Here is a 25,325-nt window from a genome sequence, read left to right as displayed (position 1 = left end):
CCCGTGACTGAGACAACAGACCAACTGCCCGCCACCATTTCCAAGGAACCGCCCGCCCGCCAGCGACTCTGGCCCGTGTGGCTGATTGCCTTCCTGGCACTGGCGCTCGCCGTCGCCCTGGCCCTGTGGAGCTGGCAACAGTGGAATAACCAGCAGGCACTTCAGCAATCCATCGCCAACCTGCAACAGGACACCGAACAACTGGAAGACCTGTACGGAGATCGTGGCAGTCAGCAGAGCCAGCGGTTGCAGTCCCTGGAGCAGAAGTTGGCGGCGCAGCGAGAGCTGATTGCCACCCAGCAGCGCCAGATTGACCACAATGCCCGGGAATTGCTCGAAGCCGGTAATCGCACACGAACCGACTGGTTGTTGGCGGAAGCCGAATACCTGCTGCGGATCGCCAACCAACGGCTGATGATCGAGAAGGACATCCGGGGCGCTCTGTCCGCGCTGCAAGCGGCCGATGAAGTGCTGAACGAGTCCGACGACATCGGGGTGTATCCGGTCAGACAACAACTGGCCCGAGAGATCCTCGCGCTCAAGGGCATCACCGGCGTCGACCGCACCGGCCTTTACCTGCAACTGGAAGCCGCAATCGACAGCATCCACCAGCTTACCGACCAGGCCCTGATCAATGCCCAGGCACCGGGTTTCATTGCCGACGAGGGCGGGGACTCCGCTGACACGAGTGACGATGCCAACGCCCTGACCGAGGGTTGGGACGCCTTCAAGAGCACCCTGAAACAGGTGGTGGTGGTCCGCCGCATGGATGAGCCGGTCAAGCCTCTGCTGTCCCCGGATCAGAGCGCCTACGCCCGCCTGAACCTCCAGTTGATGCTGGAAGAGGCGGAAATGGCGGTACTCCGAGGCAACCAGCCGCTTTATGAACGGGCCCTTGCCAAGGCCAGGAACACCATCGACAACTGGTACGACGCCAGCCATCCGCGGGTGCTTGCCCTCTCCGACACCCTCACCGAGTTGGCCGACCGGAACGTCGATCCGACGCTGCCGGACATCAGCCAATCCCTGGACCTGCTCAAGGAACGCCTGGCCGGACGACTCCAGGCCAACAACAATGACAATGCCAAACCGCAGAGCAACGACGAGACCGATGCCAACGGAGGCGATGATTCATGATCCGTTTGCTGCTTGTCGTCCTGCTCGCCCTGCTGATCGGTACCGGGCTGTCACTCGGGCTGCAGTATGATCTCGGCTACATTCGCATCAGCCTGGGCCATTACCTGATCGAGACCAACTTCTGGGTAGGCGTTGCCTGCCTGGTGGTGCTGGTGACGCTGATCGTCGTCAGCCTCAACCTGTTTCGCCGCTTCCGCCGGAGCACCGGTGTCATGGCCGGCTGGATCGCCCGTGGCAATGAACGGCGTGCCCGTCGGCGGACCACCCAGGGGCTGCTGGCCCTGGCCGAGGGCAACTGGCCCCGGGCGCGCAAACTGCTGACATCGGCTGCAGGCAACGCCGATACCCCGCTGATCAATTACCTCGCGGCGGCCCAGGCCTCGTTCGAATCCGGTGACCACGAGGCGGTCGACGACCTGTTGCGCAAGGCCTTTGAAAGCACACCCGGTTCGGATATGGCGGTCGGCATCACCCAGGCGCAGTTACAGCTCGCCGGCAACCGCCTCGAGCAGGCGCTTGCCACCCTCGTGCGCCTGCGCAAGCAATCACCGCATCACCCGTTCGTGCTCAAACTGCTGAAAAACACCTACCTTCGACTGGAGGACTGGCGGGAACTGTCAAAACTGCTGCCGGAACTGCGAAAGCGCAATGTGCTGCCGGAAGACGAGTTCAACGAACTGCAACGCCTCGTCTGGCACAACTTGCTGGAGAACGCCGCCGACGACTGTCGCCGGCGACAAAAAGAGGATCCGAACGCGTCACTGGAGCCGCTGACCCGCCTGTGGGACGAGCTGCCCGGGTTCCTGCGCCGGGACGAATTCACCATCCGGGACTATGCCCGCCTGCTGGCGAATCTGGGTGACGAGGCACAGACCGAAACCCTGCTGCGCAAAGTCTTACGCAATCACTGGAGTGACGAGCTGGTGAACCTGTACGGTCGCATTCAGGGTCAAAAACCGGACGAGCAGCTGCTGCTCGCGGAACAGTGGCTCAAGGACCGCCCGAACAACCCGGAACTCTTGCTGGCGCTGGGTCGTCTGAGCCTTCGCAACGAGCTCTGGGGCAAGGCCCGGGAATACTTCGAGACCAGCCTGCGGCTGCGCCGCAGCCGGGAAACCCTGGCGGAACTGAGTCGACTGAATGCCCACATGGGCGAGGAAGAACTCAGCATCAAGCTGATGATGCAGGGGCTGGCCAACGACAACGGACTGCCCGAACTGCCGATGCCCAAAGCCTGAGGGCGACTCCCGGGCGGGCCATCGGCCCGGCCCGGTCGTTGATCAACTGCGGGGTGCGTACTCCAGCACGTCGGAAAAGAACGCCTCTTCCGGCAGTCCTGCCTCGATCAGCGCATCCATCAGGGTATACACCATGGTGGGCGAGCCACTGGCGTGCACTTCCACGTTGCGCCAGTCCATACCCGAAGCCAGAACGGCCCGCACCAACTGATCGTGGTGGCCACCCCAGTCATTATCCTCGTCGTCACCGACAACCGGCAAAAAGGTAAACGGCGGCCAGTCCCGCTCCCATTCCTGGGCCAGGGACCTGAGGTACATGTCCTCGTGGCGACGAACGCCCCAGTAAAGCTTCACCGGCTGATCGTAGGACGTCTTTCGCAGGTAATCCACCAGACTCTTCATCTGCGCAAAACCGGTGCCGGCAGCCACCAACAACAGGGGCTTGGTCGGCGCGGCAGCGAGGCAAGCCTTGCCATGGGGCAACTCCAGAGTCACTTCTCCGCCGGCCGTCAGGGCATCAATCACTTTCTGCGCCGAGACCCAGTCGGGGGAGGCCTGGATATGAAGCTCGATGTTCTGTTCAGACGGGCTACTGGCAATGGAAAAGTAGCAAGGGTCGGCATCGGGCAGGTTCACGGACAGATACTGGCCGGCATGGAACGACAACTCCCGGCGGCGGGGCAGTTGAAGCTCCACGCGGAAGACGTCGTGACTGATGGACCGGACGTCCACCACCTTTGCCTGGAATCTGCGAGGCTGAATATTTCCGGCGGCCATAACGGCGTTTATCTCCAGTTCAAGGTCACCCAACGCCCGACTTCTGCACATCATCAGGCGCCCGGTGACCGGAATCTTCTGTTGGTTTCGGGTATTGAGAACAGCCCCGTGCACTAACCGGGCTTCACAGATCTCACATACCCCATTGCGGCAGGCAGCGGGCACATCAATTCCCGCGCGAGCCGCCGCATTGAGCAGATCGTCATCGGGGCCGACGTCGTAGCCTAGCCCGGACGGTGTTAAAACGACCCGATACACATCGCTGCCCCTATCACTCGGGGCGAGCGGAGCCAGTTTCAATGGCCAGACTCTCCCAGAGCTCATCCACCCGCTGCTTGACCTCGTCGGTCATGGTGATGGGGGTTCCCCACTCGCGGTCGGTTTCGCCCGGCCATTTGTTGGTGGCGTCCATCCCCATTTTGGAACCGAGTCCGGACACCGGCGAGGCAAAGTCCAGGTAATCAATCGGTGTGTTTTCCACCATCGTGGTGTCCCGGACCGGATCCATCCTGGTGGTCATCGCCCAGATGACGTCTTTCCAGTCCCGGGCGTTCACATCGTCATCCGTAACAATGACGAACTTGGTGTACATGAACTGACGCAGAAATGACCATACGCCCATCATGACCCGTTTGGCATGGCCGGGGTACTGCTTCTTCATGGTCACCACTGCAAGGCGGTAGGAGCAGCCCTCGGGGGGCAAGTAAAAGTCCACGATTTCCGGGAACTGTTTCTGCAGAATCGGGATGAACACTTCATTCAGGGCGACGCCCAGAATCGCCGGTTCATCGGGCGGCCGCCCCGTATAGGTACTGTGGTAAATCGGGTCTCGGCGGTGGGTGATGCGCTCCACCGTGAACACCGGGAACTCGTCCACTTCGTTGTAGTAACCGGTGTGATCCCCGAACGGTCCCTCGGGCGCCGTGTCGTCCGGGTAGATAAACCCTTCCAGAACAATCTCGGCACTGGCCGGCACCTGCAGGTCACTCAGACCGGCCTTCACCAGCTCGGTCCGGCTGCCCCGCAGCAGCCCTGCGAACGCGTACTCGGACAAAGAATCCGGCACCGGTGTCACCGCACCGAGGATCGTAGCCGGATCCGCCCCCAACGCCACGGCAACCGGGTACGGCTGCCCCGGATTGGCCTTCTGGAACTCCTGGAAATCCAGCGCGCCACCACGATGGCTCAGCCAGCGCATGATCAGTCGATTGCGACCAATCACCTGCTGCCGATAGATGCCGAGATTCTGCCGCTCCTTGTGAGGCCCACGGGTAATCACCAGCGGCCAGGTGACTAACGGACCGGCGTCGCCCGGCCAGCAGTGCTGCACCGGAATCTGGTAAAGATCCACCCGGTCTTTCTCAATCACCACATCCTGACACGGCGCGGACCGGAGTACCTTCGGACTCATGCGCATCACCTGACGGAACAGCGGCAGCTTTTCGATGGCATCCCGAAAGCCCTTGGGGGGATCCGGCTCCTTCAGGAACGCCAGCAGCTTGCCAATGTCCCTCAGCGCGGTGACGTTCTCCTGCCCCATACCCATTGCGACCCGCTTTGGCGTGCCAAACAGGTTGGCCAGCACTGGCATGTCATAGCCCTTCGGATTTTCGAACAGCAACGCCGGCCCCTCCGCCCGCAACGTGCGGTCACAGATTTCCGTCATTTCCAGATGGGGATCCACTTCAACCGAGATGCGTTTCAATTCGCCCAGCTTTTCCAACTGGTCAATGAAGTCTCGCAGGTCGTTGTATTTCATCGCATGCTCCGAAGGTTTCGGGCTTTTTACGGGCCTGGCAAGCTATCGGATGTCTTTGCTGCGTGCACAGCGGGGAGGAAGTTTGTGGCGCGAACCTGTTCGGGAAACCAGTGCCGGGGCTTCTCTCCCCGGACTGTGTCTTGCCAGGGATGGCAAGACCAAGCCTACAGGGACGTATTAACGGCGTGTCCGGGGAGAGAAGCCCCGGCACTGACCAGCTCGGAGACGGACGCGCAGTCGCATCCGCCTCCAGCCAGGACACTCAGCGACGCTTCATCGACTGGAAGAACTCGTCATTGGTCTTGGTGTCCTTGAGCTTGTCCAGCAGGAACTCGATTGCCGCCGTGTCGTCGTCCATGGAGTGCAGCAGCTTGCGCAGGATCCAGACCCGCTGGATGTCCGCCTCGCTCATCAGCAGGTCTTCACGGCGGGTGCCGGAGCTGCGGATGTTGATGGCCGGATAGGTCCGCTTCTCGGCAATCTTGCGATCCAGATGGATCTCCATGTTGCCGGTACCCTTGAACTCCTCGTAGATCACCTCGTCCATCTTGGAGCCGGTGTTGACCAGCGCCGTGGCAAGGATGGTCAGGCTGCCGCCTTCTTCCACGTTACGGGCAGCACCGAAGAAGCGCTTGGGCTTCTCCAGGGCGTGGGCGTCCACACCACCGGTCAGGACCTTGCCAGAGGACGGAATCACCGTGTTGTAGGCACGAGCCAATCGGGTGATGGAATCCAGCAGGATCACCACGTCTTTCTTGTGCTCAACCAGACGCTTGGCCTTCTCGATCACCATTTCTGCGACCTGAACGTGACGGGCCGGCGGCTCGTCAAACGTGGAGGCGATGACCTCGCCGCGCACGGTGCGCTGCATCTCGGTGACTTCCTCAGGCCGCTCGTCAATCAGCAGCACCATGACATGGCACTCGGGATTGTTGCGGGTGATGGACTGGGCAATGCTCTGCATCAGCAGCGTCTTACCGGCCTTGGGCGGGGAGACGATCAGACCACGCTGGCCCTTGCCGATGGGCGCCACCAAATCCAGTACCCGAGACGACAGATCCTCAGTACTGCCGTTTCCGGCTTCCAGGGTCAGGCGTTCCTCGGGGAACAGCGGCGTGAGGTTTTCAAACAGAATTTTGTTACGGGCATTGTCCGGCTTGTCGAAGTTAATCTCGTTAACTTTCAACAGCGCAAAATAACGCTCCCCATCTTTCGGCGGGCGGATCTTGCCAGCAACGGTATCGCCGGTGCGCAGGTTGAACCGACGGATCTGGCTCGGCGACACGTAAATGTCATCAGGCCCGGCCAGATACGAGGCGTCGGCGGAACGGAGGAAGCCGAAACCGTCCTGCAGAATTTCCAGTACGCCGTCACCGTAGATGTCTTCGCCGCTCTTGGCATGCTTCTTCAGGATGGTGAAGATCACATCCTGCTTGCGCGAACGAGCCAGGTTATCGAGGCCCATTTCTTGCGCAATATCGAGCAATTCGGGCATGGATTTCTGCTTGAGTTCAGTAAGATTCATAGTTTGTTGGATTTTCAGGAATGGAAGTAAGCGAATAATGGGATGACAGGGGTGCCCCTGAACGGATTGATCAATAATTAAAATCGTTGAACTTGATGCTGGCCAGATGGAGCAACCGGTTGTAGATGGAGTCCGGAATTAAAGGTACTGAAGCCAGAGAGTGGGAACAACCGTTCGCCGGGCAAAAGCGATCATCGGCCACCTGACTGGCGAATGTCAAGTACACTGCCCAAATTAACGCCAATTTCATCGAGCTCCCTGATCCGGGTCCGGCAACCACCACTGCCCGCCCCCCTGAAGGGATACCCCCTTCCATTCACCGGCGGTCATACGGATACTGATAACCATAGCCTTCTTTCATTCTACGGAGCCTACTCCATGAGCAGCGAACTCACCGGCGAACTCAAACCTCTGAACATCGCCCTTCTGACCGTCTCTGACACCCGGGGGCCCGACCAGGACACCTCAGGCCAGTTCCTTGAAGACAGCATCATCGAGTATGGCCACACGCTGGTGACCAGGAGGATCCTGCCTGACGACATCTATCTGGTGCGCGCCCTGGTGGCCAACTGGATTGCGGACCAGGAGATCCACGCCGTCATCATCACGGGTGGCACGGGGTTCTCCGAACGCGACAGCACCCCCGAAGCGGTCAAACCGCTCCTGGACAAGAAGATTGAAGGATTTGGTGAAGAGTTCCGTCGCCTCTCGGCGTCAGAAATTGGCTCTTCCACCGTTCAATCCCGGGCCTTCGGTGGCCTGGCCAACCATACGGTCATTTTCTGCCTGCCGGGTTCAACGGGCGCCTGCCGGACCGGGTGGAACGGCATCCTGAGCTCACAACTGGACAGCCGCCACGCCCCCTGCAACTTCTCCGGGCTCGTGCTGCGCAAGCCGGAGCTTCCGTACCAGCGGCTGCACGAAACCGTTGGCACCCGTGCCAAACGCTAGTTCCCGAAGGCAGCGACACCGCAAGGAGTAGAGACCCGATGGCCGGCCACGAACTGACCCCTCTGGAAGATGCCCTGGCACACTTGCTGGCCAGGGCGCCGACGATGACTGAAACCGAAACGGTCAACTTGACCGACAGCCTGAACCGTATTCTGGCGGAAGACCAGACCGTACCCGCCGACGTCCCCCCGGCAGACAACAGCGCCGTGGATGGATACGCGCTGCGCTGTCGGGACCTGCAACCCGGCAAACCGCTCCCGGTTTCGGCCCGCATCCCGGCCGGCGAGCCACCACAGCCGTTGACGCCGGGCACCGCCGCACGGATCTTCACCGGCTCGGAGATCCCCCCCGGTGCGGATTCGGTGGTCATGCAGGAGCGTGTCGAAACCTCGGACGCCGGGATCTCGGTATTGGCCGAGGTGACCGAGGGCCAGAACATCCGTCGCCGCGGCCAGGATCTTGCCGTAGGCAACCTCGCCCTGCCCCGGGGAACCCGCATTCGCCCTCAGGAAATGGGCCTGCTTGCCTCCATGGGCGTCGCGCGGGTGCCGGTCCTGGCGAAGCTGAGAGTCGCCATCCTGACCACCGGCGACGAGCTGGTGGACCCGGGAAAGCCGTTGGGACCAGGCCAGATCTACAACACCAATCGCTTCACCCTGCTTGGTCTGCTTGAACTTGCCGGCTGCGAGGTGGTGCTGTGCGAATCCGTCGAGGATACCCGACAGGCCACCCGGAACGCCCTGCAACAGGCGGCGGACCGCGCCGACCTGATCATCACCAGCGGTGGCGTATCCGTGGGCGAGGAAGACCATGTCCGGGCGGTGCTGGAGGATTCCGGCGACCTCTCACTCTGGCGCCTGGCCATCAAACCGGGCAAACCTCTGGCGTTTGGCGAGATCGGTGGTACGCCTGTTCTGGGTCTCCCGGGTAATCCGGCCTCGGTGCTGGTTACGTTTCTGATGATCGGAATGCCGCTCATACGCAAGCGTCAGGGCCGACTCCACACCGAGCTTACCGGTGAACGCCTGCCGGCGGCCTTCCAGATCGACACCGGCTCCATTCGCCGGGAATTTGTTCGTGCGCGCAAGGAGTTGCGGGACGGACAGGTGTGCATCGCCGCCTACTCGAACCAGAGCTCCGGGGTTCTGAATTCGGCCTGCTGGGCAAGCGGCCTGGCGGTGGTCCCGGAGAACACTTCGGTCAAACCCGGCGACGTGCTAACGTTTTATTCGTTCGATGAACTTCTGGCATAACTATGACCACAGAAACCACAGACACCATCACCATCCGTTTTTTTGCCCGACTGCGGGAAGAGTTGGGTGCGGAACAACTGACCGTGCCGGCGCAACCGGGCCTGACCACCGGACAGATTCTCGCCGAACTGGCCCGTCGCGGTGGGCCCTGGGCGCAACTTCAAGGCAGCCAGCCGGTCATGATCGCGGTCAACCAGACCATGGCCAAACCCTCAACGGCCGTTCAGGGTGGCGATGAGGTCGCCTTCTTCCCACCGGTCACCGGAGGCTGAGATGATTTCGATCCAGACCGAAGATTTTGATCCGGCTGCCGAGTATGCCGAACTGCGAGACAGCGGCGCAGGGACCGGGGCGATTGCCACGTTTACGGGCCTGGTGCGGGACAGCGGGGACATGAAAGGGGTAACGGGGCTCTACCTGGAGCATTACCCAGGCATGACCGAACAGGTGATCGGCAACTTGATTGAGACAGCGTCAAGCCGCTGGAGCGTACGCAAAGCCCGGGTCATTCACCGGGTGGGTCGCCTGGCCCTGCAGGACCAGATCGTGTTTGTCGGAGTCTGCAGCGCCCACCGGGAGGATGCGTTTGCCGCCTGCCAGTTCATCATGGATGCGCTCAAGACGTCGGCCCCCTTTTGGAAAAAGGAAATCACCGCATCGGGTGAGCACTGGGTCGAACAGAAGGAATCCGATGTCGCTCGCAGTAAAACCTGGGAGTAATCAGGAGCGCCATCACAGGCACAAAAAAACCGCCCGTGAGCCGTTACTCAGGGGCGGTTTTGCTTAACCGGTCGGCAATCAGAGATTGCTGTCCAGGAACGCCGCCAGTTGCGACTTGGACAGGGCGCCCACCTTGGTTGCATCGACGTTGCCGTTTTTGAACAGCATCAGGGTCGGAATACCGCGGATGTTGAACTTGGGCGGAGTCTGCTCGTTCTCATCGATGTTCAGCTTGCAGATCTTCAGCTTGCCATCGTACTCGTCGGCAATCTCTTCCAGTACCGGCGCAATCATCTTGCAGGGACCGCACCACTCCGCCCAGTAGTCAACCAGTACCGGAACGTCGGACTGCAGTACGTCCTGCTCAAAAGAAGCGTCGGTTACGTTTACGATATTTCCGCTCATTACCATTTCCTGATTCGTGCGCCCTACCTGATGCCAGCCTGTTTGTCACACTGCGGCAAGGCGCTGTTCACTTCGCTGAAGGGCGGCCAATGAATCGGCAGCCCCTCACCCTAATCGAGATACGGCATACTTTACGCGATTGGTCCGCAGTATGTGAAGCGGTAGATCGGCCTGCGCATTACTGACAGCCCTGAGGGATTTCGCTTATAGTAGCGCGAACGCTAACCTTAAAAGGATTCCGACCAACGTGACGGCCGCATCCACTGCCGAAAGCGCTGCCCCCTCATCAGAGGTTCTGGCAGCCATCGATATGGGCTCCAACAGTTTTCACATGGTCGTTGCCCGGCTGGTGCACGGAGAGATCCGTACCCTGGAAAAAATGGGCGAAAAGGTTCAGCTTGGCGCCGGCCTCGACGAATTCAATCGCCTGACCCCCGAAGCCCAGGAACGCGGCCTGGCGTGTCTCAGCCGGTTTGCCCAACGCCTGAATGGCATGCCGCCGGAATCGGTCCAGATCGTTGGCACCAATGCCCTCCGGGTGGCCCGAAACGCACGGGAGTTCATGGACCGGGCCGAGGAAGTACTGGGCTACCCGGTGGAGATCATCGCCGGACGGGAAGAGGCCCGTCTGATTTACCTGGGGGTGTCCCACACCCTGTCGGACGACGTCGGTCGCCGGCTGGTGATCGATATCGGGGGCGGCAGCACCGAGTTTATTATCGGCCAGCGTTTCGAACCCCAGGTGCTCGAAAGCCTGCACATGGGCTGCGTCTCGTTCCGCAACCGCTACTTCCCGGATGGCAAGATCACCCGCCGGCAGATGGACAAGGCCATCACCCACGCCGAACTGGAACTCCTGAACATCCGCCGGCATTTCCGCTCGGTCGGTTGGCAGAGTGCGGTTGGGTCGTCCGGCTCCATCAAGGCCATCGCCAGTGCCCTGGCCAGCCTGAAGATCTCCGATGGCACCATCACCAGAGAAGGGATGCAGGAGCTTCGCAAACGTCTGGTGGATATGGGAAAGACCGAAAAACTGGGGGAGCTCGGGGTTCGTTCAGATCGCCAGAACATTTTCCCGGCCGGCTTTGCCATCCTGATGGCCGCCTTCCAGTCCCTGGGCATCGAGGAAATGGAGTTCGCCGATGGCGCGCTGCGGGAAGGCCTGCTGTATGACATCGCCGGTCGCATCTGCCACGAAGACGTCCGCGAGCGAACCATCTCGGCGTTGCAGGAACGCTACCACGTTGACCAGGAGCATGGCGCCGCGGTGGAAGCCACCGCCGTGGCCGCCTGGGAGCAGGTCGCCGACACCTGGGGACTGAGAACGCTCAGTGACGAGGAAGTGCTTCGCTGGGCGTGCCGCCTGCACGAGATCGGTCTGACCATCTCCCACAGCCAGTATCACAAGCACGGGGCCTATCTGTTGCGTTACTCGGACCTGCCCGGCTTCAGCCAGCAGTTCCAGCGCGATCTGGCAACACTCGTTCGGGGCCACCGGCGCAAGTTTTCTCCGGCCATTTTCGAGGGTCTGGATCCGGAAGACCGGACCCGACTGCGTTACCTGTGTGTGCTCGTGCGCCTTGCCGTACTGATACAACACCCTCGCAACCTGGAATCCCCGCCCGACTTCACGCTGCACGCCCACGACAACAAGCTGGTACTTGAGTTTGCCGAAGGCTGGCTGGATGATCGCCCGCTCACGCGGGCCGATCTGGAAAACGAGCGCGATTACCTGTCCAAACAGGATTTCGAACTGCTCATAGCCGGAGACTGATGGGGCCTAGCCGGTCAGCTCCCCTTCCAGGGATTCCACCGTTTCACTCACCTCCAGCCACTGAGCCTCGACCTCCTCCAGGCGCCCCCGGGCCTCTGCCTGCTTACCCAATAACTCCTGCAGCATGGCCTTTCCGCCGGCTTCATAAAGCTCTGGATTGGCAAGATCCGCCTCGACCGCCTTTAACGTTTGCTGCAGGCTGTCCATGTCCCTTTCCAGCGCTGACTGCTGCTTGCGATAGGGACTGAGTTTTTGTCGGAGGGCCGCCTCAGCCCGCTTGCGCGCTTTCCTGTCGTCCGCACTCTCGCCGATGGCAGCCTCCGGCTGAACCGACGCCGAAGCCTGGGCGCTATCGTCCCGCCGCCGGGGAGCCTCGCCATCCTCCTTGCGCCGGTCCGCCAGCCAGCGCTCGTAATCCTCCAGGTCTCCCTGGTACTCCGTCACCTTGCCCTCATTGACCAGCCAGAATTCATCGACCGTGTTGCGCAACAGGTGACGATCGTGGGAAACCACCACGATGGCGCCCTCAAAGTTCTGCAGGGCCATGGTCAGGGCCTGACGCATTTCCAGGTCCAGGTGGTTGGTCGGCTCATCCAGCAGCAGCAGGTTCGGTTTCTGCCAGGCGATCACCGCCAGCGCCACGCGGGCTTTCTCGCCACCGGAAAACGAGCGAATGGGGCTCAGCGCCTCATCACCGTGGAAATCGAATCCTCCGAGGAAATTGCGAATGCTCTGCTCGGAGGCTTTCGGTGCCAGTCGCTGCAAATGCAGAAAGGGGCTGGCATCAAGGTCGAGGGATTCGAGCTGATGCTGGGCGAAATAGCCGATGGCCAGATGCTCGCCACAGGTCCGTTCTCCAGCAAGCAAGGTGCTCTCGCCCCGCAGGGCATCCATCAGCGTGGACTTGCCGGCGCCATTTGGGCCCAAAAGGCCAATTCGGCTGCCGGGCAACAGGGTAAGGTTAATACCATCGATGATCGGAACCGAACCGTGTCCGGCCTGCCCGTTCCGGATGGAGAGCAGAGGGTTGGAGACCTTGTCCGCCACCGGAAACTCGAAACTGAACGGCGAGTCGATGTGAGCGGGCGCGATTCGCTCCATGCGCTCCAGCGCCTTGACGCGACTTTGGGCCTGCCGGGCCTTGGTCGCCTTGGCCTTGAAACGGTCAATGAAACGCTGAATTTCAGCGATGCGTGCCTGTTGACGCTCGAAGCCGGCCTGCTGCTGGGCCAGTCGCTCGCTGCGCTGGCCCTCGAAAGCCGTGTAGTTGCCGGTGTAGAGCTCCAGCTTGCGCTGGTCGAAGTGCACCACATGAGTGGCGACCCGGTCCATGAAATCCCGGTCGTGGGAAATAAACAGCAGGGTGCCCGGGTAACGGCGGAGCCAGTTCTCCAGCCAGAGGCAGGCATCGAGGTCCAGGTGGTTGGTTGGCTCATCCAGCAGCAACAGGTCCGACGGCCGCATCAGCGCCTGGGCAAGATTGAGCCGAATGCGCCAGCCACCAGAGAATGCCGACACCGGCCGATCGGTATCCTGATCGGAAAATCCAAGGCCTCGCAGCAGGGCTTCGGCCCGACGAGGCGCCGACCAGGCTTCATGAACGTCCAGTTCGCCATGAATCCGGGCCTGGGCATGGTCATCACCGCGCGCCTCGGCATCGGCGAGCTCCGACTCCAGGCGACGTAGATCGAGATCGCCGTCCAGGACAAAATCCCGGGCGCTGCGTCCGGAGGCTTCCACTTCCTGGGCCATGTGGGCAATCCGGCAGCCGCCCGGCAGCGAAACGCTACCCTGCTCCGGCGCCAGCTCACCCAGTAACAGCTGGAACAGACTGGATTTTCCAGCGCCATTGGCGCCGACAATTGCCACACGCTGACCGGGCTGAACCGTGAGGTCGACCGACTGTAGCAACCAGACGCCACCCCGTTGTAAACTGAGTTCGGTTATCGTTAACATGATTTCATTTTATCAACGTACAGATTTAAGAGAAGGCTCGGTTGTCATGCCGGTTTCACGCGAAAGCCACACGGAAACTCCGGCAGAAAACCTGAAAATTCCAGAACAATTGGAACCAGATAACCCGTTGTGGCGTTTTGCTCTCACATTCTGGCAAAAGGCAGGCGTCCAGGAGGCTTGCCTGGCACTACAAACACAGGGCTGGAGTGTCACTCGAATCCTGTGCGCCACATGGTTGGCACTGAATGGCAGAACGTACACTGGCTCAGAGGACGCTACGGTAACAGAGTGGCGCAGCCATGTAACCGGCGCCCTGCGCACCGTGCGGCAATTGCTTCCGAAGACACGTTCGGATCTCAACAAACTACGCAGTGGCGTTGCCGGCCTGGAGCTGGACGCAGAACGCATCGAATTGGCACTGGCCTGGCAAACACTGATGACCAACAATCCGAAAACCGGCAACATGCACGGACGCGAACAGCTGATCCATGCGAATCTTGAGGCTGCCGCCCCCACCACGGCCAGAGCCCGGCGTGCGGAGCCTTTACTGAATACACTGGTCAGTGCACTGGCCGACGTCTCCAAGGGAGAACCCCAGCCATGATGATGAAATGGCTCATCCGGCTCTCGTTTCCGGCCCTCGGCTTGCTGCTGTTGTTGATTTTCTTCGGCCTCCAGGCGCCTGAACAGGTTTCAGAACCGGTTGCGGAAGAGACACAGCCGGAAATCCCGGCCTTCGAGGGCCTGGTTCCGTCGCCGGTAACAACGGACGGACCCGACATCGTGTTCAAATGGCAGGACACGGACGGCAGCTGGCACTACGCGGACCAACCACCGGCCAACGGCCCGTGGAACACCCTGGCCATTGAACGCCCGGAAAAAGAGCTGTCCCGGAACCGGGCCACAGACCCGGAAACCGACTGGCAGTCCCCCTACAGCGCCCCCTTCTCACTGGGCCCGACCGCCGGCGTGAATGGCAGCTGACCGGAACCGTCCGGTTTCTTAACACATGTTCAGTGGCAACTGCCGACAGAACCCGTTACCTTCTGCGTTCTGACATACACCTTTTGGGGCAAGCGCCCCTGTACCTACGTCAAAGGATGAAGCAATGAAGAAAACACTGCTTGCACTGGCAATGACCGGTATCGTCGCTGGCTGCTCGACCCCGCCCGAGACCCCAGAAGACCCGAAGCTGGAGTCGACCGACCAGAAAGTCAGCTACGGCATGGGCCTGGTGCTCGGTGAGCGTATGAGCAATGACCTTCCGGATCTGCAGATGGACCAGTTCCTCCAGGGCATCCAGCACGGTCATTCCGGAGATGAAAACGTCCAGCGCATGAGCCGTGAGGAAATTCAGCAGGCGCTGATGGCCTACCAGCAGGAGATGCAGCAGAAGCAGTCCCAGCAGATGGAAGAGCTGGCCCAGAAGAACAAAGAGGCCGGCGAAGCTTTCCTGGCTGAAAACGCCAACCGAGAGGAAGTGGAGACCACCGAGTCCGGCCTGCAGTTCGAGGTTCTCGAAGAGGGTTCCGGCGAAAAGCCTGCCGCCTCCGATACCGTTCAGGTCCATTACACCGGTGAACTGCTGTCCGGCGAAGTGTTCGACAGCTCCCGCGAGCGCGGCGAGCCGGTTACGTTCGCTCTGAACCAGGTCATTCCCGGCTGGACCGAGGGCCTGCAGCTGATGAGCGAGGGTGCCCGGTACAAGCTCTACATTCCAGCGGATCTCGCCTACGGTCCGGGTGGCAACCGCGCCATCGGTCCGAACGAGACACTGGTCTTCGACGTTGAGCTGCTGGACATCAACCCGCAGGCAGACGAAGAGACTGCGTCGGAATAATCCGCAGCCATCAAAAAAGCCTCAGTCCGGTTACCGGTACTGAGGCTTTTTTTTGCCCTGCGATCGGATCAGGCAGAGGTGACCTTGTTCGCGTGCACGTTGTGCAGGTGCTCGATCAGGAAATCCTCCATCTCGAAGCGGCTTTCCAGGGTTTCGCCCAACTTCGACAACTCCCCGAACAAGGACCTGACGTCCTGCTCGGACAGATCGCGGCCGTCCAGCCGGTCGTTGAAATTCAGGGCCACCTCGGTGGTCTGTTCAATCCGGGGGTAGACCTTGGCGGCCAGTTCGAGACCACCGTCGTTGAATTCCCGGGCCTCACGGACCAGCTGTTCGTAGATCTCGAAGTGACCGGTCGATACGTAATCCACCAGAACCTCGCACAGGCGCACAAACTTCTCTTTCAGGGCCTCGGTCTGGGAAAAATCGTTCTCCCCGGACAGTTCACAGTAATGAACCAGCAGTTCCTGACGTTCTTTGAGCCAGCGATCAATGAGTTCGCTGACCCCGCCCCAACGTTCCCTGGCATTTCGGCAATTTTCCAACATGACGCCTGTTCTCCGCTTCGTAACCGGATCTTCTGTCTCGATCTCGTTTCTTGTCAGGTGGCTTTCAACTTACCCCATGGCTGCGGTCCGCCGCAACCGTTTCAGCCGGCAATCCAGTTTTGCGGTTTTGGCGTCCGAAACAGCAACACCAGTCCGGTCACCACCAGCAGGCTAAAGAACACCGCAGTCCAGCCCGGAATACTCAGCCCGAGGAAACGCCACACCACCTCGGCGCAATCGCCAGTGCCTTTGAGCGCGGTCGAGAGCACCTCGAAAATCGGCAACACCTCAAGCATGTAGTCCACCGACGGACCACAGGCGGGCACCTGATCGGCAGGCAAACTCTGCAGCCAGAGTTGACGCCCCGCCATACCCAGGCCGGCGCCGGCCGTCAGGGCCAGAAACAGGCCATAGATGCGAATGCCGACACCGGTCGGACCATGAAGCGCCGCCAGCAGGCTCACCAGCCCGGCACCCATGAACCCGAAGCGCTGGAGCCAGCACAACGGGCACGGTTCCAGCCCCATCACATGCTCCATATAGAAGGCCACGCCCAATAACCCGGCACACACCACAAAAACCAGTCCGAACACCCACCTGCTTGTCAAAAGAACACCTCAGATTGATCAATTGAAACTGCATCCACGCACCGGGCCTGCTATTCTCGGTCCGAACGGCGACGTCACTGCTGAGTCGCCACTAAACCCTAAACCATAAACAACTTCAAGCCTATGAGACTTCAGCCAAATCCCGTACTGACTCTGCTGTTTTTCCTGTGTTCGTTTGCCACCGCACCATTGCTCGCGGAAGAGCCCGAAGACGAAGAGGTTGTTGAGGAGGCGGGCATCACCGATTACATCGCCATGGACCCGCCGTTCGTGACGCACATCGGCGTGCCGGGCAACAGGATCACGTACCTGAAAGCCTCGGTCAGTCTCAGGGCAGCCAGCACCGGCGCCCGGCCCGCGGTTGAGGCCCATATGCCACGACTGCGGCACGAGCTGGTCATGCTGTTTGGGGAACAGACCGACACGGATGAGCTGACGACAACCGCCGGCCAGCAGGCGTTGCGGGAAGAGGCGAAAACGCGGATCAATCAGGTGCTGGAAGAACAGCAGACCGGCGAAAGCATCACCGGCGTCCTGTTCACGGAATTTGTGGTGCAGAAATAGCGCGGGGACTGACCGACCTCAGGCAATCCTGGAAAACAGATCGTCTCCGGAGCGATCCTGTTGCACAACCTGATCGGCGTCGTCCCAGCCGGCCTCCCAGGCTGCGATAACCACCTCGCCCCGATAGGGACAACGTGCTTTTTCCATGCCCATGGAGGCCGCCATGTATCCCTGGCGGTATGCCTTGTTCAGTGCTTCCACGTCCCAACCGAGCTTCATATCCCTTGCCACGACCGTGTCTCCTTGCCCCTGTAAATACAGAAGCTAACAGCCGGCCCGGGAGCTGACAAACTTTTGTGCGGATTCTGTGAGTCAGGTCCGAACCGGGTGTGAAACCGGCGATCAGGACTTGAGATACTGCTCCAGGAAATCGCCAAAAGGCTGATTATCGGCGTCTTCCATCGCTTTCTGTTCAGCCAGCGAATCCGATGTCATGGCCTTGAACGCCGCCAGCACATCAGGGTCCAGCCCCTCCTCACGAAGGGTTTCCTGATGCTGGCGCGACTGCGCCATCACCCACTCCCGATGACCCAGACCCGATGCCTCCATGGCATTCACCACGGCTGCAGAGGGTACCGGCCACTCGCCGCCTTCGGGCAGCTTCCGGCGCTGGTCAGCCAGGGCACGGCGGTAGGTCTCCCCGCCGGTCCAGCTGTCCAGCAAGTCTGCCAGGGGCTCAAGCTGGTCGAACACCTCGGCTGCAGCCTCGCCCACCGGCACCCGGGTTCCACCCCGGCACAGCCTGAGTTCCCGGTGGCGCCCCTTGGCCACCACGTCCTTGTAGTTGTCGTCCAGGCGTTCACACTCTGCATCGCCAATACGGGGGCTGTCCGCCAACAGGCAATCGAGCAGGAACAGATCGAGGAAATCAACCTGGGACTCGTTGACCCCCACCGGCGAGAACGGGTCCAGGTCCAGACACCGTACTTCAATGTATTCGACGCCTCGGGCCTCAAGGGCCTGGATTGGCTTTTCCTCTCGCTCGGTCGTCCGTTTCGGGCGAACGGCACTGTAGTACTCGTTCTCGATCTGGAGCACGCTGGTATTGATCTGGATGAACTCGTCGCCCCGACGGGTGCCCATGCTTTCGTAGGCCGGCCAGGGTGTATGGATCGCCCGATCCAGGGTCTGGGTGTAGGTGCTCAGCTCATTGAAACAGATGTTGAGGGAGGCCTGGGCGTTGTTGTGGTAGCCCAGATCCCCCATCCGCAGGGAGGTGGCAGTCTCGCCGTACCAGGTCCGGTCATCAAACCGGCTGAGATCATGATGGACGCCAGCCACGAAACTGGCATCGAGCGCCGGGGACGCACCGAACAGCAGCATCAGCAACCAGCTCCGGCGGCGGAAATTGCGGATCAGCCAGAAATACTCGTCGGACTTGAAGTCTTTCAGGCTCTGGCCGTTGCCCAGGGCTGCCTGCCACGTCTGCCAGAAGCTGTCCGGCAGCGAGAGGTTGTAATGGGCGCCGGCAATGCTCTGCATCATCCGGCCATAGCGCACCGCCAGGCCCTGGCGATACACGTGCTTGAGGCGGCCAATGTTGGAGGTGCCGTATTCCGCGATGGGAATGCTGGCGTCGCCATCCAGCTCGCAGGGCATGCTGGCTGCCCAGAACACTTCATCACCTAGGTTCTGTTGAACGAACCGGTGAATGTTGCGCAGCGACTCCAGCATTTCCCCGGTGCTGCTGCAAACCGGCGTAATCAATTCCAGCAGGGCTTCGGAATAATCCGTGGTGATGCGCGGATGGGTCAGGGTCGAGCCGAGGGCTTCCGGGTGCGGAGTCTGGGCAATGAAGCCGTTGCGGTCGACCCGCAACCCTTCCTTCTCAACGCCTTTCAGGAACCCACGCCAGTCGCTGGCGGCGAACTGGCGAAAAACGGAATGGCGGGATTCAGCCATGGTGAACTCCTGCTGCAGCCGGCACGGCCTCGTGAGCGATGCCGGCTGGTGGATAGATTGAAAACCGGTTAGCGGCTGTCCTTGCGGGCCGAGGCCAGGGCCTGGGCCAGAGCCCCCGCCATGGCGCCCTGCTGCTGTTTCTGCCCGCCGCCGGACTGACGCGGGTTCCGGCCACCGGATTTCTGCTCTGAACGCGGGCGCGCCGAACCGGCAGACTTGCCGTCATTCTTCTCACCTGGCTGGTCATCCATACGCATGGACAGGGCAATCCGTTTGCGGGGGATGTCCACATCCATGACCTTGACCTTGACGATGTCTCCGGCCTTAACCACTTCTCTCGGATCTTTCACGAAAGTATGCGACAGCGCGGAAATGTGCACCAGCCCATCCTGATGTACGCCGATGTCGACGAACGCCCCGAAGTTGGTCACGTTGGTGACCGAGCCTTCCAGCACCATGCCCGGTTCCAGATCGCTGAGGGTTTCCACCCCTTCCTCGAAACTGGCAAACCGGAATTCCGGCCGCGGGTCCCGGCCCGGCTTCTCCAGTTCGGAGATGATGTCCTTGATCGTCGGCAAACCAAACTGATCTGTTACATAATCTTTTGGATTCAGCCCTCGCAGGAACGCCGAATCGCCAACGATATCGTCCACCCTGCGGTTGTTTTTCGCCGCGATGGCCTCAACCACGCCGTAGGCCTCCGGGTGGACCGACGAGCGATCCAGGGGATTGTCACCACCGGCAATACGCAGGAAACCGGCGGCCTGCTCGAACGTGCGATCGCCCAGGCGAGACACTTTCAAGAGTTGCTTGCGGTTGTGGAACAGCCCGTTCTGGCTCCGAAAATCGACAATGTTCTGAGCAATGCTCTGGTTAAGGCCGGACACCCGGGCCAGCAGGGGCACCGACGCGGTGTTCAGGTCCACACCCACGCCGTTGACGCAGTCCTCAACCACCGCGTCCAGGCTGCGGGAGAGCTGCACCTGGGATACGTCGTGCTGGTACTGCCCCACCCCGATGGACTTGGGTTCAATCTTGACCAGTTCCGCCAGAGGATCCTGCAGACGACGGGCGATTGAGACCGCACCGCGGATGGTGACGTCCAGATCCGGCAGCTCCCGGGAGGCGAACTCCGAGGCGGAATAGATCGAAGCCCCGGACTCGCTGACAACGATGCGCGCCAGCTTCAATTCCGGGTAACGCTTGCACAGGTCAGCGACCAGTTTCTCGGTTTCCCGGGAGGCGGTGCCGTTGCCGATGGCGACCAGCTCGATCTTGTACTCACGACACCATTTCGCCAACTGCTCGATGGACTGGTCCCACTGGTTTTTGGGGGCATGGGGATAGATTGCGCCATGGCCCACCACCTGGCTGGTGCCGTCGATCACCGCCACTTTAACGCCGGTACGCAGGCCCGGATCGAGACCGAGGGTCGGCCGGGGCCCGGCCGGTGCCAGCAACAGGAGATCTTTGAGGTTGGCGGCGAACACGTTGATGGCCTCAGTCTCGGCGGCCTCACGCACCTGGGCCATGAGGTCGGTTTCAATCTGGGTGGACAGTTTGACCCGCCAGGTCCAGCGAACCACTTCCGACAACCATTTATCGGCGGCCCGGCCGTTGTCCCGAATGTTCCAGTGCGCGGCGATGCGCTGTTCGGCCGGATGCGGCTGCCGGCGATCGTCCTCGGTGTCGCCAACCACAAGGGTGTAGGCCAGGATGCCTTCGTTCCGGCCCCGGAGAATCGCCAGCGCACGGTGTGACGGCACCTTCTTGAGAGGCTCTACGTGGTCGAAGTAGTCCCGGAACTTGGCGCCCTCGTTTTCCTTGCCTTCAATCACCGAGACCTTCAACTGTCCCTGCTGCCAGATGAAATCGCGCAGGCTGCCGAGCAGTTCCGCATCCTCGGCAAACCGCTCCATCAGGATGTAGCGGGCGCCGTCCAGGGCGGCCTTGGTATCTTCCACGCCGGCGTCCTTGTTGACGTACTCTCCTGCGGCCACCTCCGGCTCCAGGGTGGGGTCGTCGTACAGCGCCTCCGCCAGAGGCTCCAGGCCGGCTTCGCGAGCGATCTGAGCCTTGGTGCGACGCTTGGGCTTGTAGGGCAGGTACAGGTCTTCCAGGCGGTTCTTGGTATCGGCATCGTTGATGCTGGCGCGCAGCTCGTCGGTCAGTTTGCCCTGTTCCTCGATGCTGCTCAGGATGGTGGAACGACGATCCTCAAGCTCGCGCAGATAGCGCAACCGCTCTTCCAGATTGCGCAGCTGACTGTCATCCAGCGAACCGGTGACCTCTTTCCGGTAACGGGCGATAAACGGAACGGTCGCCCCTTCGTCGAGCAGTTCAACGGTGGCATTGACCTGCTGCTCGCGTACGCCAAGTTCTTCGGCTATGCGCCTGGAAATACTGTTCATGCAACCTCGGTAAAATAAGATTGGTATCGAATTAAAGGAGGAAAGGTACAGCGGCTTACCGCTGCAGGCAAGCAGACTGTCTGCGGCTGCGCAGAAATTGCACAAGGTCGTTCCAGGGCATGGGGCGGGCGTAGTAGTAGCCCTGAATCTCATCACAATGCTGCTGGCGCAGGAACTCGAGTTGTCCCTCGGTTTCCACGCCCTCGGCGACCACGCTGATCTGCAGGCTGTGCGCAAGGCTGATGATGGCCCGGATGATGTGTTCAGCATCCGCAGATTGCCCCAGTTCCTGGACAAAGGATTTGTCGATCTTGACCAGGGAAATGGGCAGGTGCTGGAGGTTGCTGAGCGACGAGAAGCCGGTACCGAAATCATCCAGCGCGAAGCTGATGCCAAGTTGATTCAACTCCCGCAGGCAGCGCTGGGCGTACTCCGGATCGTGCATCATGGCACTCTCCGTAAGCTCGAGCTCCAGCAGGCTGGTGTCGACATTGGCGTTGAAGATGATCCGGAAAATAGTCTCCGTCATTTTGCGGTCGTGGAACTGGCGGAACGACAGGTTGACGGCGAACACCAGGCCCGGAAAACCCAGTTCCACAGATTCCTGGAGGCGTTTGCAGGCCTGTTCGATGACCCAATAGCCGATGGGCACAATCAGGCCGCTACGCTCTGCGACCGGGATAAACTCATCCGGTCCGACGAGGCCACGCTCCGGGTGGTTCCACCGCAACAGACACTCGACGCCGCGCACCTCTTCTGTCGCGAGGTCAATCCGCGGCTGGTAGTAGAGTTCCAGTTCCCGCCCGCGCAAGGCGCTGCGAAGGTCGGCTTCGAGCCGGAGCTGATAACCGGCCGAGATGTGCAAGTGGCGATCGTAGAATCGGTAACTGGTGCCGGGGTCGCGCTTGGCCTCAAACATGGCACGGTTGGCGCGCCGCATGAGGTTTTCCGCACTGTCTCCCGACTCGGGATAGGTGGCGACACCGAGACTCGCGTTCACCCCAATGGCCTGGCCGTCGATGGTCACCGGCTCATCCAGGATCGTGACCACCTTACGGATGATCTGGGTGATATCCAGCGAATCTTCCACCTTTTCAATGATGATGGCCAGTTCATCGCCACCGATCCGCATCAGGGAATCCACCCGCCTGAGAGTATGGCGCAGACGCTCCGCCAGCTTCATCATCAGCTGGTCACTTTTCTGGTACCCGAAGGACTCGTTGATACTGCGGAAGTCATCAATGTTGAGGTGCAGCAGCGCCAGACGCTGGCCGCCCCGCTCGGCCCGCAGCAGGGACTGCTGCAGCCGGTCGAAGAACAGGTCGCGATTGATGAAACCAGTGGCAACGTCGCGCCCCAGCTGGCCGTGGGCCGACTCGGCCAACTGGCCACGGTACCAGAGGCTCCGAACCGCCCGGCGCAGGCTCCAGTGATCAAGGGTTTGCCGGCTCAGGTAGTCGGCGGCGCCAGCGGCAATCAGTTCCGGGGCCCGCGCCTCAGCGGTTTCGGCACTCAGGGCCAGGACCGGCTTTTCATTGCTGGCGACGGCGAGGTATTGCAGAAAGGCGGATTCGGACCCGCCGTGGAAGACGCAATCCCAGATAATGACATCGAAACTTGCGTTGCGAATCAGGTCGTCACAATCGATGAGGTCCGGACACCAGGTGGCATCGGGTTCGAACTCAGAGTCGCGGGCGAGGAAATCGTTGAGCCACAGAAAATCGGAATAATCCGGGACAAGAACCAATAGACGCAGCGTGCTTGGGCCAATCGTCTCCAGTGGCAATGTCATTAAGCAGAATCCATTTTTGCGTGAACGACCAAATCCGTTCTATCTAGGATAGCCGATAGATCGTCAAGGTACAGAAAGGCACGCTGGTGTAGAATAACAAAACGTTCGAAACGCCCCTTTGGTTCCACTCTGGCCTGAATATTGTGAACAAGCTCAATCCCCGACAAAGTGAAGCGGTTCGCTACGCTGACGGCCCCCTGCTCGTCCTGGCGGGTGCCGGCAGTGGCAAAACCAGCGTCATCACCCGGAAAATTGCCTACCTGATTGAAGAGCTGGGCATTCCGGGACGGCACATCGCCGCCCTGACTTTCACCAACAAGGCCGCCCGGGAAATGAAAGAGCGGGTTGGCCGGATTGTTGATCGCAAACTCACCCGGGGCCTGATTGTCTCCACCTTTCACAACCTGGGTCTGAACATGATTCGGGAGGAGCACGCTCACCTTGGCTATCACCCCGGCTTCTCGATCTTTGACGCCGAGGACGCCAAGGCACTGCTGCAGGACCTGATGCTCCGGGAAGGCAGCACCGAGGCCGGCGATGAGCTCAACGATGTCCAGATGACCATTTCGTCCTGGAAGAATGCCATGCGGGCACCGGCCGAGGCCCTGAGCAAGGCGTCGGACGAGCGGGAACAGCGCATCGCCCTGGTCTACGGCAAGTACAACGAGTATCTGAAGGCCTACAACGCGGTCGACTTCGACGACCTGATCCTGCTGCCCGTCCAGCTTTTTCGCTCACATCCGGATATTCTGGCCAAGTGGCGCCGCAAGATCCGGTACATGCTCGTGGACGAATACCAGGACACCAACGTGTGCCAGTACGAGCTGGTCAAGCTGCTGGTGGCCGAACGGGCCGCGTTTACCGTGGTCGGCGACGATGACCAGTCCATCTACGCCTGGCGGGGGGCACGACCGGAGAACCTGGCCCAGCTGAAAGAGGACTTCCCCAGCCTCCGGATCGTCAAGCTGGAGCAGAACTACCGCTCCACCGGGCGCATCCTGCGCAGCGCCAATACCGTGATCGCCAACAACCCCCACGTGTTCGAGAAGGCGTTGTGGAGTGACCACACCATTGGCGAGGAGATCCGAATCGTCCGGTGCCGGAATGAGGACGCCGAAACCGAGCGTGTGGCCACCGAGATTCTCGACCAGAAGCTGAAGCAGGGCCTCGAATTCCGGGACTTCGCGGTGCTGTACCGGGGCAACCACCAGGCCCGCCTGCTGGAGATGAAGCTGCAGGCCTACCAGATTCCCTACCGGATCTCGGGCGGACAGTCGTTCTTCTCCAAGAACGAGATCAAGGACGCCATGTCCTACCTGCGCCTGTTGATCAACCCGGACGACAACGCCGCGTTCCTGCGGGTGGTCAATGTGCCGCGCCGGGAAATCGGCCCGCGCACGCTGGAACAGCTCAGCCACTATGCCCGTGCCCGCGACGTCAGCCTGTTCAAGGCGCTGGGCGATATGGGTGCCGAGACCCATGTCACTGAAAAAGGCCTGGACCGCCTGCGCCGGTTCGCGCACTGGGTCGACGCCACCTGCGAGCGATTGTTCAGCGAGAACCCCATTCCGGTGATCAAGCAGTTATTCACCGACATCGAGTACGAGGAATGGCTGCACCAGCACTCGGGCACCCCCAAGCAGGCGGAGCGCCGGATGGAGAACATCTGGTACCTGGTGGAGTCGATCCAGCGAATGCTGGATGACGGCAAGGGCACCGCCGACGAGCTGGGCATAGAAGACGCCATCACCAAACTCATACTCCGGGACATGATGGAACAGCGGGAGGAGGAAGACGACAGCGACAAGGTCCAGCTACTGACCCTGCACGCCTCGAAGGGACTGGAGTTCCCCCACGTGTTCATCATGGGCCTGGAGGAGGAAATCCTGCCCCATCGCAGCAGCATCGAAGAGGGCAACATCGAAGAGGAACGGCGGTTGATGTACGTTGGCATCACCCGGGCCCGGGAAACCCTGACCCTGACCTACGCCGCCGCCCGAAAACAGTACGGCGAGAAAATCGAGACCATTCCCAGTCGGTTCCTGGACGAGCTTCCGGAAGAGGACCTCAAATGGGAAGGCCTGGGTGACCTGGACGTCGAAGCCAACCAGAAGAAAGGCAAGGCGACCCTCAGCGCGCTCCTGGGCGACCTCGGCAACTAGGTT

Annotated in this window: 23 protein-coding genes; 12 read left to right on the top strand and 11 right to left on the bottom strand. The window is 60.8% G+C overall.

The window, feature by feature from the left end:
• The first annotated feature begins 3 nt into the window (after nt 1-3).
• A complete protein-coding gene (locus KXD86_RS13765) occupies nt 4-1,137 on the top strand; it encodes a uroporphyrinogen-III C-methyltransferase (RefSeq protein WP_218636572.1) in 1,134 nt (377 codons plus the stop codon).
• A complete protein-coding gene (locus tag KXD86_RS13760) occupies nt 1,134-2,375 on the top strand; it encodes a heme biosynthesis HemY N-terminal domain-containing protein (protein ID WP_218636571.1) in 1,242 nt (413 codons plus the stop codon). The genes KXD86_RS13765 and KXD86_RS13760 overlap by 4 nt, the downstream gene beginning before the upstream one ends.
• A gap of 42 nt (nt 2,376-2,417) precedes the next feature.
• Here KXD86_RS13760 and KXD86_RS13755 read toward each other — a convergent pair whose 3' ends face one another.
• The 3 genes from KXD86_RS13755 to rho all read right to left on the bottom strand — a co-directional run bounded on the left by KXD86_RS13755 (nt 2,418) and on the right by rho (nt 6,436).
• On the bottom strand, nt 2,418-3,452 hold the full coding sequence (locus KXD86_RS13755; RefSeq protein ID WP_228739388.1) for a 2Fe-2S iron-sulfur cluster-binding protein: 1,035 nt from the start codon (nt 3,450-3,452) through the stop codon (nt 2,418-2,420).
• Complete coding sequence (gene ubiD / locus KXD86_RS13750; RefSeq protein ID WP_218636569.1) at nt 3,424-4,911, bottom strand: 4-hydroxy-3-polyprenylbenzoate decarboxylase; 1,488 nt, start codon at nt 4,909-4,911, stop codon at nt 3,424-3,426. Before ubiD ends, KXD86_RS13755 begins: the two co-directional genes overlap by 29 nt.
• Nucleotides 4,912-5,173: 262 nt before the next feature.
• Entirely contained in the window at nt 5,174-6,436 is a 1,263-nt protein-coding gene (rho, locus tag KXD86_RS13745) for a transcription termination factor Rho (RefSeq protein WP_218636568.1), read from the bottom strand.
• 378 nt (nt 6,437-6,814) lie between these two features.
• On the opposite strand from rho, the gene moaB reads away from it, so the two are divergent.
• Genes moaB through KXD86_RS13725 form a run of 4 tightly spaced genes read left to right on the top strand, consistent with a single transcriptional unit; the run spans nt 6,815 to nt 9,360 of the window.
• A complete protein-coding gene (gene moaB / locus KXD86_RS13740; RefSeq protein WP_218636567.1) occupies nt 6,815-7,387 on the top strand; it encodes a molybdenum cofactor biosynthesis protein B in 573 nt (190 codons plus the stop codon).
• A 38-nt stretch (nt 7,388-7,425) separates the two neighbouring features.
• Nucleotides 7,426-8,640: a molybdopterin molybdotransferase MoeA gene (locus tag KXD86_RS13735; protein ID WP_218636566.1), complete on the top strand. Its 1,215-nt coding sequence runs from the start codon at nt 7,426-7,428 to the stop codon at nt 8,638-8,640.
• Nucleotides 8,641-8,642: 2 nt separating this feature from the next.
• Nucleotides 8,643-8,912 (top strand): molybdopterin converting factor subunit 1, encoded by a 270-nt coding sequence (moaD, locus tag KXD86_RS13730; protein ID WP_218636565.1) that lies wholly within the window; start codon nt 8,643-8,645, stop codon nt 8,910-8,912.
• A gap of 1 nt (nt 8,913) precedes the next feature.
• Nucleotides 8,914-9,360 (top strand): molybdenum cofactor biosynthesis protein MoaE, encoded by a 447-nt coding sequence (locus KXD86_RS13725; protein WP_218636564.1) that lies wholly within the window; start codon nt 8,914-8,916, stop codon nt 9,358-9,360.
• Between the two features lie 78 nt (nt 9,361-9,438).
• Here the strand turns inward: KXD86_RS13725 and trxA are convergent, their stop codons facing one another.
• Nucleotides 9,439-9,765, bottom strand: a complete 327-nt coding sequence (gene trxA / locus KXD86_RS13720) for a thioredoxin TrxA (RefSeq protein ID WP_012139190.1) — start codon at nt 9,763-9,765, stop codon at nt 9,439-9,441.
• A gap of 247 nt (nt 9,766-10,012) precedes the next feature.
• On the opposite strand from trxA, the gene ppx reads away from it, so the two are divergent.
• On the top strand, nt 10,013-11,539 hold the full coding sequence (gene ppx, locus KXD86_RS13715; RefSeq protein WP_312846293.1) for an exopolyphosphatase: 1,527 nt from the start codon (nt 10,013-10,015) through the stop codon (nt 11,537-11,539).
• Between the two features lie 6 nt (nt 11,540-11,545).
• On the opposite strand, the gene KXD86_RS13710 is transcribed toward ppx, so the two are convergent.
• A complete protein-coding gene (locus tag KXD86_RS13710; RefSeq protein ID WP_218636563.1) occupies nt 11,546-13,495 on the bottom strand; it encodes an ATP-binding cassette domain-containing protein in 1,950 nt (649 codons plus the stop codon).
• Here KXD86_RS13710 and KXD86_RS13705 point away from each other — a divergent pair.
• The 3 genes from KXD86_RS13705 to bamJ all read left to right on the top strand — a co-directional run bounded on the left by KXD86_RS13705 (nt 13,494) and on the right by bamJ (nt 15,335).
• Complete coding sequence (locus KXD86_RS13705; protein ID WP_228739387.1) at nt 13,494-14,099, top strand: TIGR02444 family protein; 606 nt, start codon at nt 13,494-13,496, stop codon at nt 14,097-14,099. The two genes, KXD86_RS13710 and KXD86_RS13705, sit on opposite strands and share 2 nt — an antisense overlap.
• Nucleotides 14,096-14,479 (top strand): DUF4124 domain-containing protein, encoded by a 384-nt coding sequence (locus KXD86_RS13700; protein ID WP_218636562.1) that lies wholly within the window; start codon nt 14,096-14,098, stop codon nt 14,477-14,479. The genes KXD86_RS13705 and KXD86_RS13700 overlap by 4 nt, the downstream gene beginning before the upstream one ends.
• A 124-nt stretch (nt 14,480-14,603) precedes the next feature.
• Entirely contained in the window at nt 14,604-15,335 is a 732-nt protein-coding gene (bamJ, locus tag KXD86_RS13695; RefSeq protein ID WP_218636561.1) for a BamJ family beta-barrel-assembly machinery protein, read from the top strand.
• 68 nt (nt 15,336-15,403) lie between these two features.
• Here bamJ and rsd read toward each other — a convergent pair whose 3' ends face one another.
• Both rsd and KXD86_RS13685 read right to left on the bottom strand, forming a co-directional pair.
• Nucleotides 15,404-15,883 (bottom strand): sigma D regulator, encoded by a 480-nt coding sequence (gene rsd, locus KXD86_RS13690; RefSeq protein ID WP_218636560.1) that lies wholly within the window; start codon nt 15,881-15,883, stop codon nt 15,404-15,406.
• A 101-nt stretch (nt 15,884-15,984) separates the two neighbouring features.
• The gene (locus KXD86_RS13685) at nt 15,985-16,491 is read right to left on the bottom strand and encodes a disulfide bond formation protein B (RefSeq protein WP_218636559.1); all 507 of its coding nucleotides are present in this window, start codon (nt 16,489-16,491) and stop codon (nt 15,985-15,987) included.
• Nucleotides 16,492-16,614: 123 nt separating this feature from the next.
• On the opposite strand from KXD86_RS13685, the gene KXD86_RS13680 reads away from it, so the two are divergent.
• Entirely contained in the window at nt 16,615-17,055 is a 441-nt protein-coding gene (locus KXD86_RS13680) for a flagellar basal body-associated FliL family protein (protein ID WP_218636558.1), read from the top strand.
• A gap of 18 nt (nt 17,056-17,073) precedes the next feature.
• Here the strand turns inward: KXD86_RS13680 and rmf are convergent, their stop codons facing one another.
• From rmf to KXD86_RS13660, 4 genes are all read right to left on the bottom strand, one after another.
• Nucleotides 17,074-17,286, bottom strand: a complete 213-nt coding sequence (gene rmf, locus KXD86_RS13675; protein ID WP_218636557.1) for a ribosome modulation factor — start codon at nt 17,284-17,286, stop codon at nt 17,074-17,076.
• Nucleotides 17,287-17,397: 111 nt separating this feature from the next.
• Nucleotides 17,398-18,957, bottom strand: coding sequence for a glutamate--cysteine ligase (gene gshA, locus KXD86_RS13670; protein WP_218636556.1), 1,560 nt, complete (start codon nt 18,955-18,957; stop codon nt 17,398-17,400).
• A 68-nt stretch (nt 18,958-19,025) separates the two neighbouring features.
• Complete coding sequence (locus KXD86_RS13665; protein ID WP_218636555.1) at nt 19,026-21,368, bottom strand: Tex family protein; 2,343 nt, start codon at nt 21,366-21,368, stop codon at nt 19,026-19,028.
• Between the two features lie 55 nt (nt 21,369-21,423).
• A complete protein-coding gene (locus KXD86_RS13660; protein ID WP_218636554.1) occupies nt 21,424-23,160 on the bottom strand; it encodes a putative bifunctional diguanylate cyclase/phosphodiesterase in 1,737 nt (578 codons plus the stop codon).
• A 143-nt stretch (nt 23,161-23,303) separates the two neighbouring features.
• Between KXD86_RS13660 and rep the strand changes: the two genes are divergently transcribed.
• Nucleotides 23,304-25,322, top strand: a complete 2,019-nt coding sequence (rep, locus tag KXD86_RS13655) for a DNA helicase Rep (protein WP_218636553.1) — start codon at nt 23,304-23,306, stop codon at nt 25,320-25,322.
• Nucleotides 25,323-25,325 lie beyond the last annotated feature (3 nt).

Source organism: Marinobacter arenosus (assembly GCF_019264345.1).
Classification (GTDB): domain Bacteria; phylum Pseudomonadota; class Gammaproteobacteria; order Pseudomonadales; family Oleiphilaceae; genus Marinobacter; species Marinobacter arenosus.
The sequence above is the reverse complement of the archived record's forward strand: the minus strand, read 5'-3'. Positions and strand labels throughout refer to the sequence as shown.

Coding starts and splice junctions, on each gene's coding strand:
- KXD86_RS13735 (WP_218636566.1), top strand. CDS start 7,426: ATGGCCGGCCACGAACTGACCCCTCTGGAAGATGCCCTGGCACACTTG.
- KXD86_RS13760 (WP_218636571.1), top strand. CDS start 1,134: ATGATCCGTTTGCTGCTTGTCGTCCTGCTCGCCCTGCTGATCGGTACC.
- KXD86_RS13680 (WP_218636558.1), top strand. CDS start 16,615: ATGAGACTTCAGCCAAATCCCGTACTGACTCTGCTGTTTTTCCTGTGT.
- KXD86_RS13725 (WP_218636564.1), top strand. CDS start 8,914: ATGATTTCGATCCAGACCGAAGATTTTGATCCGGCTGCCGAGTATGCC.
- rho (WP_218636568.1), bottom strand. CDS start 6,436: ATGAATCTTACTGAACTCAAGCAGAAATCCATGCCCGAATTGCTCGAT.
- ubiD (WP_218636569.1), bottom strand. CDS start 4,911: ATGAAATACAACGACCTGCGAGACTTCATTGACCAGTTGGAAAAGCTG.
- gshA (WP_218636556.1), bottom strand. CDS start 18,957: ATGGCTGAATCCCGCCATTCCGTTTTTCGCCAGTTCGCCGCCAGCGAC.
- KXD86_RS13665 (WP_218636555.1), bottom strand. CDS start 21,368: ATGAACAGTATTTCCAGGCGCATAGCCGAAGAACTTGGCGTACGCGAG.
- moaD (WP_218636565.1), top strand. CDS start 8,643: ATGACCACAGAAACCACAGACACCATCACCATCCGTTTTTTTGCCCGA.
- moaB (WP_218636567.1), top strand. CDS start 6,815: ATGAGCAGCGAACTCACCGGCGAACTCAAACCTCTGAACATCGCCCTT.
- KXD86_RS13705 (WP_228739387.1), top strand. CDS start 13,494: ATGATTTCATTTTATCAACGTACAGATTTAAGAGAAGGCTCGGTTGTC.
- KXD86_RS13660 (WP_218636554.1), bottom strand. CDS start 23,160: ATGACATTGCCACTGGAGACGATTGGCCCAAGCACGCTGCGTCTATTG.
- trxA (WP_012139190.1), bottom strand. CDS start 9,765: ATGAGCGGAAATATCGTAAACGTAACCGACGCTTCTTTTGAGCAGGAC.
- KXD86_RS13710 (WP_218636563.1), bottom strand. CDS start 13,495: ATGTTAACGATAACCGAACTCAGTTTACAACGGGGTGGCGTCTGGTTG.
- KXD86_RS13700 (WP_218636562.1), top strand. CDS start 14,096: ATGATGATGAAATGGCTCATCCGGCTCTCGTTTCCGGCCCTCGGCTTG.
- bamJ (WP_218636561.1), top strand. CDS start 14,604: ATGAAGAAAACACTGCTTGCACTGGCAATGACCGGTATCGTCGCTGGC.
- rsd (WP_218636560.1), bottom strand. CDS start 15,883: ATGTTGGAAAATTGCCGAAATGCCAGGGAACGTTGGGGCGGGGTCAGC.